The sequence below is a fragment of the Metapseudomonas resinovorans DSM 21078 genome (assembly GCF_000423545.1).
Classification (GTDB): Bacteria; Pseudomonadota; Gammaproteobacteria; order Pseudomonadales; family Pseudomonadaceae; genus Metapseudomonas; species Metapseudomonas resinovorans.
Genome location: NZ_AUIE01000006.1, coordinates 50842 through 63271, shown reverse-complemented (window position 1 = coordinate 63271; position 12430 = coordinate 50842). Strand labels below are relative to the sequence as shown.

Sequence of the window (12430 nt, the reverse complement as noted above, 5' to 3'; positions counted from 1 at the left end):
TCAGTTTCCGCGCTGCTTTCCGGAGCCTTCCATGCCTGCCCTGTCCCCCACCCTCGAACTCGCCTGCGAGCTTATCCGTCGCCCCTCGGTCACCCCGGTCGACGAAGGCTGCCAGGACCTGATGATGCGCCGACTGGAAGCCGCGGGCTTCCGCATCGAGCGCATGCGCATCGAGGACGTGGAGAACTTCTGGGCCATCCGTGGCGGCGAGGGCCCGGTGCTCTGCTTCGCGGGTCATACCGACGTGGTGCCCACTGGCCCGGTGCAAGCCTGGCAGCATCAGCCATTCGATGCCCTGATTGACGAGCAGGGCATGCTCTGCGGCCGTGGTGCGGCGGACATGAAGGGCAGCCTGGCAGCCATGGTGGTGGCAGTTGAGCGTTTCGTCGCCGAGCACCCGCAACACAAGGGCGCCATCGCCTTCCTCATCACCAGTGACGAGGAAGGCCCCGCCCACCACGGCACCAAGGCCGTGGTCGAGCGCCTGGCCGCCCGCGGCGAGCGCCTGGACTGGTGCATCGTCGGTGAACCGTCGAGCACCTCGCTGGTAGGCGATGTGGTGAAGAACGGCCGACGCGGCTCCCTGGGCGGCAAGCTGACCGTACGCGGCGTGCAAGGCCACGTGGCCTACCCGCACCTGGCGAAGAATCCCATTCACCTGATCGCCCCGGCCCTGGCCGAACTCGCTGCCGAGCACTGGGACGACGGTAACGCCTTCTTCCCGCCCACCAGTTTCCAGGTCTCCAACCTCAATTCCGGCACCGGCGCCACCAACGTCATCCCTGGCGAGCTGGTGGCGGTATTCAACTTCCGCTTCTCCACCGAATCCACCGTGGAAGGCCTGCAGCGCCGCGTCGAGGCCATCCTCGACAAGCACGGCCTGGACTACCACCTGGAATGGGCCCTGTCCGGCCTGCCCTTCCTCACCCAGCCGGGTGAGTTGCTGGACGCGGTGTCCGCCAGCATCAAAGCCATCACCGGCCGCAATACCACCCCGTCCACCAGCGGCGGCACCTCCGATGGCCGTTTCATCGCCACCATGGGTACCCAGGTGGTCGAACTCGGCCCGGTGAACGCGACAATCCACCAGGTCAACGAACGCGTGCTGGCCAGCGACCTGGACCTGCTGGCTGACATCTACCAGCAGACCCTGGTCCGCCTGCTCGCCCAATGATGCTCATCTGCCCCCTCTGCCAGGGCGCGCTGAGCGCCCACGACCGGGGACTGGTATGCCCGGCCAACCACAGCTTCGACCGCGCGCGCCAGGGCTACTACAACCTGCTGCCGGTACAGCACAAGAAAAGCCGTGACCCGGGCGACAACGCCACCATGGTCGAAGCGCGTCGGCGGTTCCTCGATGGCGGCCACTACGCGCCGCTGGCCAACCGCCTGGCTGCGCTCGCGGCCAAGTACGATCCCGAGCGCTGGCTGGATATCGGCTGCGGCGAAGGCTATTACACCAGCCAGTTGGCCATGGCCCTGCCTGCGACCGACGGCTACGCCCTGGATATCTCTCGTGAAGCGGTGAAACGCGCCTGCCGCCGCACCCCGCAGCTGCATTGGCTGGTGGCGAGCATGGCGCGAGTGCCCCTGGCTGATGGCAGCTGCCAGTTGCTGGCCAGCGTCTTCAGTCCGCTGGATTGGCAGGAGGCGTTGCGCCTGCTAGCGCCCGGCGGTGGCTTGCTGCGCATGGGGCCAACCCGCGGCCACCTGCTGGAGTTGCGCGAGAAGCTCTACGACGAGGTCCGCGACTACGACGATCAGAAGCACCTGGAGCAGATCCCGACAGGCATGCGTCTGGCCCACAGCGAGACCTTGACCTATCGCCTCCACCTGGCCGACTCGGAGGCTCGCGCCGACCTGTTGGCCATGACCCCGCACGGCTGGCGCGCCAATGCCGAGCGCCGTGCAGCCGTGGTGGCAGAAGCCTTCGATGTGACGGTGTCCATTCGCTACGATTGGATCGAGAAAGTTTAGGGAGTTTCCCATGCGCCAACCCGATATCGAGATTTACCTCAAGGACACCGACCAGGACGCCGTGACTGCCTGGCTCAACGAGGCGCTGGGTGCCTGCACGCCCTGGCAGCAAAAGGGGCAAACCTTCAAATGCCTGGCGGGAAGCATCCCGGTCACCTGGCTGCCGAAGGCCGTCGGAAAATGGAACAGCCTCTACCTGGAGAGCGACGCCACGCCTTGGGACGATGATCTGGGTTGCGCCCGTGCAGCCTTTGCGGCCCTCGGGGTCGAAATCCGCTGCGCGCCAGGTGGCTGGCAGGAAACGCAGGGCGAAGAGGATGCCGACCGCTGGATCAAGGTGAATGCAGAAGGCGAGCAGGAATTCATCTGGCGCACCGATTGAAAAACCGGCTGCCCGGATACAGGCATCACAAAAAGCAAAAGGCCCGTCACTGACGGGCCTTTTGTTTTCGAGTCTCAGACCCTGGCGACGTCTTCCGCCTGCAGGCCTTTCTGACCCTGGATCACGGAAAACTCCACTTTCTGGCCTTCCAGCAGAGAGCGGTGCCCCTCGCCGCGGATAGCGCGGTAGTGAACGAACACATCAGGACCGCTTTCGCGCTGAATGAAACCATAGCCCTTGGCGTCATTGAACCACTTGACGGTTCCGACCTCACGATCAGCCATTACTGCTCTCTCCAACTCGCAATTTTGTTGTTTGCCCCCTTTATTGGGGGTTTCGACGGTGCGGTAAAGACGTTCTTCTTGTTATATCCAACCCCGGCGGAATCAAGCTTGGAGCGGGTATTCGAATGGCGTTCTTTTTATGACCGCGATCGGAGTATACGACAAGAGTTCGCGCTGAAAAGCACTTTTTTATGACAGTGCAGAATGGCCGTGCCACGCGGGCTGGACGCCCTTTTTTGGTTCTTTCGAAGTACAAAATGGGGCATAAGGAAAGGCGGAAATAAACGGTCCATTGTCCGATTTACCGCCTTCCTTCACTAACTTGCACTACTTGGCGGCAAGTACATCCTCGAGCCTCTTGGCCAGTGCCTGATAGTGGAATGGCTCCAGTCGATAGGCCCAATCCAGTTTACCCGGCACCTGGTCGTTGCTCAGCTTCTGCCTGTCCTTGAGTACCAGCCAGGGTTGCTCGCCCTGGCCGTAGACCTCACCACGCAACTCGCCACCGTCGAAGGTGGAAAGGCTGAACGCCAGCATCGGTTTGCCCTTGAACTGCACCTGCGCCAAGGGAGCGTTGTCGGCGAATTCCAGGCCAGCGAAGAGGGTGGCCATACCATTGGCTGCAGCCTCGTAGGCCAGACGGCGCCCCTTCGGCAATTGCTTGAGCTTGAGATTGGGTTCCTCAGCCGAGTCGCGGTAGACGGTCAGGCGGCTGCCGTTCGGATAGACGACCTCCACCTGCCGGACACTGGCAAACGGAATCTCGATCACTCGGCGGTCCAGCCAGTTGAGTTCGGTCTGCGGCATCGGCATGGCCTGGTCGACCAGCCACACCTGGTTGTCACCGTAGCGACGAACCAGTTGTCCTTTGCCCTGCTGTGCCGGCTTTCCGACCAGCAAGTCCAGAGGCGCTTCGCTGCCGCGTTCCAGCGTGATCCGCGTACCCTGCTCCTCGACGCTGCCCTTGTCGGCCAGGCCGACACGGCCATGCAATTCGCGATTGGCCGTCTTGGCTTCCACCTTGCGCGCTTCCGTCAGCGCCCGTAGCAAGGCCGCCACAGGTTGTCCCGCTGCCGGGTAGTCGGCCTTGGCCGGCAGTACCCAGACGCCGTCCTTACGCACCAACTGCAGATCGGGCTGCCCGGGCAATCGCACGTCCAGCGCAGTCACCGCTGCCGATTCGCCTTGCAGCTCGGGCAGCCATAACTCGCGGCTGGCGCTGGGCGGCTGCGGTTGAGGCCGCGAGCCGTCCTGCTGGATGACGTAGGCCGCAGTCAGGCCGGCGGCCAGCAGGGCAAGAAAGATCAGACCTTTGCGTCCCATGCTGTCCCCCTTATGCCTTGCGCCGACGGCGCCAGAACCACAGCACCAGCACACCCAGGGTCAACACCAGCGGCACCAGGGCGATATTGATGAATTTCAGGGTGCGTCCCAGGTCTTCGATGCTGGCATTGAGCTGGAAGCGCACATCGCGCAGTTCCTTGCGAATGCGCAGCTTCTCCTGGATGAACTGCTGCAACGCAGCCTGTTGTTCCGGGGTCAATTCCAGGGCCTTGGCGGGGTCCTGGCTCTGCTGCAGCGATGCCAGCTTCTGCTCGGTGTCAGCCAGCCGCTGCTGGAGCTCCTGCTCCTGTTCGCGGAACTTCACCTCGGCGTCGCGCTGGAGATTCTCCACGACGTCGAACGGACGGCTGAAGCGGCCGCGGGAGCGCACGCTGATCAACGCATCGGAACCGGCCAGGTTATCCAGCGCGTTGATGGCGAAGCCGGAGTTATCGGCCCAGGGTTGCGGTACACGCTGGCCGAAGAAGTCCTGCACCTGCACCCACATGCGGTCACTGAGGATATCGGTGTCAGCGACGGCGATCACATTGATGTTCGCTGCCGACTTCAGCCCATCCTTGCGTCCTTCGACACCGTTGGGGAAAGCCGACTCCGCCGGACCACTGATGCGTGCGGCCACCGCGTAGCGCTCACCCGTGGGTTTGAGTTCGCGGATCAGCTCCTCGGGGTCAGCAAGCATGCCGAAGCGCTGCACGTCGAACGGCATCGAGTACTCGGAGCTCTGAATCAGCGGCACGAAGTGGGTCTTGGCGCCATCCAGCGGTTTCAGAATACCGGCAGTGGCTACGGTGATGTTCTCCAGACCGGCCGTGCTGACATCGCTCTGGTCGAGGCTGTGCCTGGGCAGGTTGAGCCACGCGGCATGACGCGCGGGCGGCTTGTCCTGGCCCATGCTGACCGACATGGCATTGGCGCCGTCGCCCAGCACCTTGCCAGGCACCATCTGCAGGCCCCAGGCCTTGAACAGGGAATCCAGATCGGAGGACTTGTCGCCGCCTGGCTCGCCCGGCATCTCCATACCGGTGTCGGCCTCGCTCCAGGGGTCGACGAAGGCCAGCAGCTTGCCACCGCGCAGGACGAACTGGTCAATGGCGTACTGGGTTTGCTCTGGCAGGTTCTTCGGGTGCACCAACAGCAGCACCGAAACCTTCTCGGGAATCTGGTCGATGTCGCTCTTCAGGCTCTCGATCTGGAACAGCTGACGGATCTCCTCCATCACCATCCAGGCCGGGGTCGGCTGGCGGCTCATCATGTCGAAACCGCCATTGAGCTGCAGCCCGGAGAGCACACCCACCACCGGTCGCTCCGGCTTGGCCAGGCTCTGCACCAGGCGACTGATCTCGTACTCGAGGAACTCCTCCTGGTCCAGCGGGAAGAACGGGATGATCTGGGTGTCGTCGACGCCGTTGGTACCGGCCAGCCCAAAGTAGACCTGGTCGCCCCCCTGCTGCAGCGGCACAGCCTGCAGGCCGAATTCGGCGGCCTTGTCCTCGTCCTCGGAGAAGGGTTCCGGGTCGACGATATGCAGCTTGATCTTGCCGTCGGCGGCCCGCTCATAGGCCTTCAGCATCTCTTCCACGCGCCGCGCGTAGTTGCGCAGTACCACCAGATCCTTGGCAGTCTTGTCGGAGTAGAAGAAGTAGAGGTTGATGGGCTCGTCGATCTCGCCAAGGATCTTCTTCGTCCCGTCGGAGATGGTGTAGAGCTTCTGTTCGGTCAGGTCGACCCGCGCGTTGGTCAGGGTCAGCCCGGCGAGCATGTTGAACGCCAGGAAAGCCAGGGCGATCAACAGCAGCCCGGCACTGGAATACATCAGTTTCTTCATGTTCAGTCGGCCTTCTTCAGATCGACCACCACGGCGGTGGCGGCTAGCCAGGCGGCGATCAGGGTGACGAAGTAGAGCAGGTCACGCAGGTCGATCACGCCCTTGCTGATGGCATCGAAACGGGTCAGGAAACTCAGCGAAGCCACGGCATCCAGCAGCCACTGGGGTGCCCAGGCGCTGAACGCATCGAGCACCAGCGGGAAGCCGCTGACGATGAACAGGAAGCACACGCTGACGGCGAGGATGAAGGCGATCACCTGGTTCTTGGCCAGCGCCGACATGCACGATCCAATGGCGAGGAAGGCACCCGCCAGCAGCCAGCTGCCGATATAGCCGGTAATGATGGCGCCATTGTCCGGCTCGCCCAGGTAGTTGACCGTGAGCACCATCGGGAACGTCAGCAGCAGCGCCAGCCCGGAGAACGCCCAGGCAGCGAAGAACTTGCCGGTGACCGCTTCGAAACGGGTGATGGGGAGGGTCATCAGCAACTCGATGGAGCCGGACTTGCGCTCCTCGGCCCAAAGGCGCATCGCGATGGCCGGCACCAGGAACAGGTAGAGCCAGGGGTGAAAATTGAAGAACGGTGCGAGGCTCGCCTGGCCGCTTTCGTAGAAGCCGCCCAGATAGAACGTGAAGACCCCGGAGAGCACCAGGAAGATCACGATGAATACATAAGCCAGCGGGGTGGCGAAGTAGCTCGCCAGCTCGCGTTTGAAAATCACCGGCAACTGCCTCATGCCGCTTCTCCCCGGGTCAGTCGGCGGAATACTTCGTCGAGACGGCCGCGCTCCACATCCAGCTCCTTCACTTTCCAGCCACGCTGGTGGATCAACTGATTCACCTGCGGGAAGATCACCTCACCCGGCTTGGCCAGGATGGTCAGGCCACCTTCGATGGCGTTTTCCTCGATACCGGCAACGCCCGGCAGTACGGCCAGGGCGAGCATGTCCAAGGGCTCCTCGGCTACCAGGGTGACCGCCTGGTGATAGCGCGAACGGCTTTCCAGTTCGAACGGCGTGCCGTCTGCCACTACCTTGCCGGAAGCGATCACCAGGGCGCGGGTGCAGACCGCCGCGACCTCTTCGAGGATATGGGTGGAGATGATCACGATCTTGTCGCGAGCCAGGCTCTGGATGAGCTGGCGAACCTGATGCTTCTGGTTCGGGTCGAGGCCGTCGGTAGGCTCGTCCAGAATCAGCGCGCGCGGGTCGTGGAGTATGGCCTGAGCCAGGCCGACACGACGCTTGAAGCCCTTGGAGAGCGTCTCGATGGACTGGCCAAAGACACTCTCGAGCTCGACCTGGCCCACCGCCCGGCTTACCCGTGACCTTTTCTCGGCACCGCGATAGCCACGGACCTCGGCAATGAACTCGAGGAAGCCGCGCACGGTCATGTCGCCGTAGCACGGGGCACCTTCAGGCAAATAGCCGATTTCCCGCTGGGCCCTGAGTGTCTGGGTCTGGATATCGAAGCCGAAGATGCTCGCGGTACCGGAGGTCGGCGCAAGGAAACCGGTAAGCATCTTCATCGTGGTGGATTTGCCTGCGCCGTTGGGGCCCAGAAACCCCAGCACCTCCCCAGGTGCGACGCTGAAGGACAGATTATCCACGGCAGTATGGTGCGCAAAGCGCTTGGTCAGATTTGTTATCTCGATCATGGCCTCTAGTCCCGAAGGGAGCAGCCCCTGGCCATGCTGGCCACCGGGGCCTTGCAAAACGCTGGCGGACTATAAGGAGTCCCCCGCAGGCATTGCAAGACAGCCACTTGTGCGAAAAGTTGCAGGAATATTCGGTTAGAAACGACAGCCAGTGGCTTTTTGCGACCCGGCGGCGAATACGGCAAACTAGCCGCCCCGAGCAATCGCTCGTTTCACAGCATTACCCCCGTCATGACCCGCTCCCCCTTCCGCCGCCTTGCCTTTGGTGCCCTGCGCCGCCTGCTCTACCTCTGGGTGCGCTCGGAGACCATCAACCAATCCGCCTTCACCTTGAAGCTCGACCGCAGCAAGCCGGTGCTCTACGTGCTGCAGCAACCGTCGGCCAGCGACCTGGCGGTGGTGGACCGGGAGTGCACCAAGGCCGGCTTGCCTCGTCCGGTGCTGCCGGTGGCGGTGGGTGACCTGCTGGAGCCAGCCGCGTTCTTCTACCTGTCGCCGGAGCCGGGCTGGCTTGGCGGCCAGGACAAGCGCGGTGCCTCCCCCACTCTGGTACGGGTGTTGGGCGCCATTCAGCAGAACGCGGTGGAAGATGCGCAGATCATCCCGGTGACGGTGTTCTGGGGGCAGTCGCCTGATCGCGAAACGAGCCCATGGAAGCTGCTGTTCGCCGACAGCTGGGCGGTAACCGGACGCCTGCGCAAGCTGGTCAGCATCCTCATCCTCGGCCGCAAGACCCGCGTGCAGTTCTCCGCCCCGATCCACCTGCGTGAGCTGGTGGAACAGGACAAGGGCCCGGAGCGCACCCTGCGTATGGTCAACCGTATCCTGCGGGTGCACTTCCGCAATCAGAAGACCGCAGTCATCGGCCCCGACCTTTCCCATCGCCGTAACCTGGTCAAGGGATTGGTGCGCGCGCCCATGGTCCGCCAAGCCATGGCCGAGGAAGCCGAGCGCGAGAAGATCAGCCTGCCCACAGCCGAGGCCCTGGCGCTGAAGTACGGCAACGAAATCGCCTCCGATTTCGCCTACACCGCCATCCGTTTCCTCGAGGTCGTGCTGTCCTGGTTCTGGAACAAGCTGTACGAAGGCATCAAGGTCAACCATATCGAAGGCGTGCAAGACATTGCCCAGGGCCATGAAGTCATCTACGTGCCCTGCCACCGCAGCCATATCGATTACCTGCTGCTGTCCTACCTACTGTTCCGCAACGGCCTGACCCCGCCACACATCGCTGCCGGCATCAACCTCAACATGCCGGTGATCGGCGGCTTGTTGCGCCGTGGCGGCGCGTTCTTCATGCGCCGCACCTTCAAGGGCAACCCGCTGTACACGGCTGTGTTCAACGAATACCTGCACACCCTGTTCAGCCGCGGCTTCCCGGTGGAGTACTTCGTCGAAGGTGGGCGCTCGCGCACGGGGCGCATGCTGCATCCGAAGACTGGCATGCTCGCCATCACCCTGCGCAGCTTCCTCCGCTCCTCGCGTCTGCCCATCGTCTTCGTGCCGGTATACATCGGTTACGAGCGCGTGCTGGAAGGTCGCACTTACCTGGGTGAGTTGCGCGGTGCGAGCAAGAAGAAGGAATCCATCTTCGACCTGTTCAAAGTCATCGGTGCGCTGAAGCTGCGCTTCGGCTCGGTGGCGGTGAACTTCGGCGAACCGATCAAGCTGGCCGAGTTCCTCGACCAGCAGCAACCGGACTGGCGCAACCAGGAGTTGGGCCCGCAGTTCCGCCCAGCCTGGCTCAACGACACCACCAATCAGTTGGCCGTGCGCATTGCCCGCCACCTCAACGACGCGGCGGCGATCAACCCGGTCAACCTGGTGGCCCTGGCACTGCTCTCCACCAGTCGCCTGGCCCTGGACGAACGCGCCCTGACCCGTGTGCTCGATCTCTACCTGGCGCTGCTCCGCGCCGTCCCCTATTCGCCCCACGCCACCCTGCCGGAAGGCGATGGCCAGGCGCTGACCCAGTACGTGCAGAGCATGAACCTGCTGGCCGAGCAGAAAGATGCGCTGGGCAAGATCCTCTATCTGGACGAGCAGAACGCCGTCCTCATGACCTACTACCGCAACAACGTGCTCCACGTGTTCGCGCTGCCGGCGCTGCTGGCGTGCTTCTTCCAGAGCAGCGCGCGAATGAGCCGCGAGCAGATCCTGCGTTATACGCGCGCGCTCTATCCCTACCTGCAGGCCGAGCTGTTCATCCGTTGGGACGCCAGCGAGGTGGAAGGCGTGGTCGACCAATGGCTGGCCGCCTTCGTTGAGCAAGGCCTGCTCAAAGTCGAAGGCGACGTGTATGTGCGCCCGGCACCGAGCTCGCGACAGTTCGTCCTGCTGACGCTGCTGGCCCGTGCCATCGTCCAGACGCTTCAACGCTTCTACATGGCCATCGCCCTGCTACTGAACGCAGGGCAGAACCAGTTGAGCGCCGAGGAACTGGAAGACCTCTGCACCGTCATGGCGCAGCGCCTGTCGATTCTCCATGGCCTGAACGCCCCGGAGTTCTTCGACAAGAGCCTGTTCCGTCACTTCATCCAGACCCTGCTGGACCAGCGCGTCCTGCGTCGCGACGAAGCCGGCAAGCTGAGCTACCACGAGTTGCTCGGCGAGTTGGCTGAAGGCGCCGCCAAGCGCGTGCTGCCGGCGGAGATCCGCCTGTCTATCCGCCAGGTAGCTCTCGATCGCCAGACCGAGGCCGAGCCGGAAGCCCCGGCAGAAGCTGGCTGACCCTTGCAGTACCAGGCCTCCGGGCCTGGCGCCTCCTTTGCGCTGCCCGACTAAGACCGTTCCCACATCACAATAAGACCGCTCCCGGCAGGCGTGCCGGGGTCCCCTCCGTACCATTCGGCGCTGCGCCGCCTCGGACATCCGAGCGCACCACCAGTCCCGAACATGGAAGACCCCGCCCATGCTGCTGAGAACCATCACTGTCGAGAAAGACACCGGAGAGGTGGTCAACGCTGCCGTCCTGTGCAGCTTCGCCATCCCCCTGATCGACCGCAACATCCTCGTCTACACCCTCAACGAAGAAGGCCGCAACGGCACCTCGAAGGTCTACGTGGCCAGCGCCGTGCCCCAGGAAGACGGCTATCACCTGGCCGGCCTGGAGTCCGAACAGGAATGGCAGTACGCCGTGCAGGTCCTCAAGCAGATCACCAAGGGGGATGAATCGTGAGCACGACTGAAAAGCTGGAATTCCACTTCGTTCAGCTCAAGGGTGAGATCACAGGCGGCGACCAGAAGCCAGCCGTGACAGGCTCACACCACAACCTGGCCATCAACCGGTCCGCGGTGAACAGGCTGATTGCCACCCGCGAAAGTGCCAACACCGGTGAGCCACTGCCGTCCACCCGTCCACCGCTGGTGGAGGAAGCCGTCATCACGGCAGCCCCGCCCTCCCCCATCGACAGCCGCTCCCTTGGCGTGGACTTCAGCCTGAGCTTTCCCGCCATCGCCGACACTCCCGTTGCGGAGCCCACCCAGATCGCCGAGGAAGCCCCGGAACTGATCTCGCACGAGCAAACTGACGTACACGCCAGTGATGTGGACGCTGTTGATGACGCGCCTTCCTCGGCAGCTCCCTTCGAGACTGAGCCTGAGCCCCAACCAGAACCAGAACCAGAACCAGAACCAGAACCGCAGCCTGAACCTGAACCCCAGCCTGAGCCACAGCCCAGCATCGAGGCTGAACGCCCCCTCGAAATCGAGGACATACGACATTACATCCCTCAGCCTGTGACGCCCTCACCGATGACCAACACCGAGACCGAAGTAGCGGTCGAGCGCTCCGCAGATACTCCCCACGCGGCGTTCCTCGGCAGCGATACCGACAGCGTCCTGTACGACGTGCAGAGCACCCTCGACTCCCTCGCAGACATGGCCAAAGGCCTGACCCAGCAGAAACTGGACGCGCTGAAGCATCAGGAAAACCTGGAGCAACGCAAGTCGCAGCTGCAAGAGAAGGAGCGCCTCCTCGCGGACAAGGACGAACAACTGCGGCTGCTGGAAGCACGCCTTACACGCGAAGTCTCCAATCTGGAACGGAGCGCCGAGGACAACGCGCGCGCCCTCGCCGAGCGCAGCGCCGCCCTCAAGGCCCTGGCCGAAAGCGTCGAAGCGCGCGACCGCGGCACCGCCAAGCTTGCCGAAAGCCTGCGCCTGGAGAAGCAACGCAACGATGAGCTGGCCGAGTCCCTGGGGCGCCGTGCCGAAGCCCTGGAGGAGCGCGAGGCCGCGCTCAATCGCAAGGACGACGAACTGGCCGAGAAACTCAAGCAACTGATCGCCGCCAAGGACCGTTTCCGCGCCTTGGTCAAGTCCTTCAACGAAACGGTGCAGTTCAACGACACCCTCAACGCCATATCCAGCACGGCACTGGACGACAATCCGCACTGACCCTACAGCCACATCGCCCCCACCCGGGGGCGATGTCATTTTCGGGCGTCTTGACCTGGCACCATGGCTCATCGTGCGTGGCCTTCTATAGTGGCATCTGTCGATCCCGCATGACCCCGAGGTCCTGATGAAAGCACTGTCCGTGATCCTTGCCGGTAGCCTGCTGGTTGCCTGCGCCGGCCATCCCGCCAGCGAAACTCGCCAACTGGAAGGTGAGGTCTTCTACCTGCAACGCATGGCCCTTCCCCCGGCCGCGACCCTCAGCGTCAGCCTCCAGGACGTATCGCTGGCCGATGCCCCGGCCGTGGAACTGGCCCGCCAGCAGGGACCGATAGAGGGCCAGGTGCCGCTGGCCTTCCGGCTCGACTACGACCCCGCCAAGGTCCAGGCCAACCACCGCTACGCGGTGAGTGCGCGCATCGAACTGGACGGCAGGTTGATGTTCATCAGTACCGAGCAGCACTCGGTTAAACTCGACGGCTCCGACCCGCAGCCACTTCGCATCAAGGTCGATCCGGTCCGCTGAGCACAAACAGACCGTCCTCCCCCCTAGCCACAAGGAT

At 63.4% G+C, this 12430-nt stretch carries 12 protein-coding genes; 7 read left to right on the top strand and 5 right to left on the bottom strand.

Features of this window, described 5'->3' with window-relative positions; genetic code table 11:
- Positions 1 to 31 precede the first annotated feature (31 nt).
- The 3 genes from dapE to G559_RS0106275 are packed head-to-tail and all read left to right on the top strand — an operon-like array spanning position 32 to position 2359.
- Positions 32 to 1174, top strand: a complete 1143-nt coding sequence (gene dapE, locus G559_RS0106285) for a succinyl-diaminopimelate desuccinylase (protein ID WP_028627431.1) — start codon at positions 32 to 34, stop codon at positions 1172 to 1174.
- Complete coding sequence (locus G559_RS0106280; protein WP_028627430.1) at positions 1174 to 1977, top strand: putative RNA methyltransferase; 804 nt, start codon at positions 1174 to 1176, stop codon at positions 1975 to 1977. The genes dapE and G559_RS0106280 overlap by 1 nt, the downstream gene beginning before the upstream one ends.
- Positions 1978 to 1987: 10 nt before the next feature.
- Entirely contained in the window at positions 1988 to 2359 is a 372-nt protein-coding gene (locus G559_RS0106275) for a hypothetical protein (RefSeq protein ID WP_028627429.1), read from the top strand.
- Between the two features lie 74 nt (positions 2360 to 2433).
- On the opposite strand, the gene G559_RS0106270 is transcribed toward G559_RS0106275, so the two are convergent.
- The 5 genes from G559_RS0106270 to G559_RS0106250 form a co-directional block, all read right to left on the bottom strand.
- Positions 2434 to 2643, bottom strand: a complete 210-nt coding sequence (locus G559_RS0106270; RefSeq protein WP_028627428.1) for a cold-shock protein — start codon at positions 2641 to 2643, stop codon at positions 2434 to 2436.
- Between the two features lie 327 nt (positions 2644 to 2970).
- Complete coding sequence (locus tag G559_RS0106265; RefSeq protein ID WP_028627427.1) at positions 2971 to 3966, bottom strand: DUF4340 domain-containing protein; 996 nt, start codon at positions 3964 to 3966, stop codon at positions 2971 to 2973.
- Between the two features lie 10 nt (positions 3967 to 3976).
- Positions 3977 to 5812 carry a GldG family protein gene (locus G559_RS0106260; RefSeq protein WP_028627426.1) on the bottom strand — a complete coding sequence of 612 codons (1836 nt, stop codon included), beginning with the start codon at positions 5810 to 5812 and terminating at the stop codon, positions 3977 to 3979.
- A gap of 2 nt (positions 5813 to 5814) precedes the next feature.
- A complete protein-coding gene (locus tag G559_RS0106255) occupies positions 5815 to 6549 on the bottom strand; it encodes an ABC transporter permease subunit (protein ID WP_028627425.1) in 735 nt (244 codons plus the stop codon).
- Positions 6546 to 7469, bottom strand: coding sequence for an ABC transporter ATP-binding protein (locus G559_RS0106250; protein WP_028627424.1), 924 nt, complete (start codon positions 7467 to 7469; stop codon positions 6546 to 6548). The genes G559_RS0106255 and G559_RS0106250 overlap by 4 nt, the downstream gene beginning before the upstream one ends.
- Before the next feature lie 231 nt (positions 7470 to 7700).
- Between G559_RS0106250 and plsB the strand changes: the two genes are divergently transcribed.
- The 4 genes from plsB (at position 7701) to G559_RS0106230 (ending at position 12393) form a co-directional block, all read left to right on the top strand.
- Positions 7701 to 10199 carry a glycerol-3-phosphate 1-O-acyltransferase PlsB gene (plsB, locus tag G559_RS0106245; RefSeq protein WP_028627423.1) on the top strand — a complete coding sequence of 833 codons (2499 nt, stop codon included), beginning with the start codon at positions 7701 to 7703 and terminating at the stop codon, positions 10197 to 10199.
- Positions 10200 to 10380: 181 nt separating this feature from the next.
- The gene (locus tag G559_RS0106240; RefSeq protein WP_028627422.1) at positions 10381 to 10647 is read left to right on the top strand and encodes a hypothetical protein; all 267 of its coding nucleotides are present in this window, start codon (positions 10381 to 10383) and stop codon (positions 10645 to 10647) included.
- The gene (locus G559_RS30250; protein ID WP_028627421.1) at positions 10644 to 11867 is read left to right on the top strand and encodes a hypothetical protein; all 1224 of its coding nucleotides are present in this window, start codon (positions 10644 to 10646) and stop codon (positions 11865 to 11867) included. Before G559_RS0106240 ends, G559_RS30250 begins: the two co-directional genes overlap by 4 nt.
- A gap of 127 nt (positions 11868 to 11994) precedes the next feature.
- Positions 11995 to 12393 (top strand): YbaY family lipoprotein, encoded by a 399-nt coding sequence (locus tag G559_RS0106230; RefSeq protein ID WP_028627420.1) that lies wholly within the window; start codon positions 11995 to 11997, stop codon positions 12391 to 12393.
- Positions 12394 to 12430: the final 37 nt, after the last annotated feature.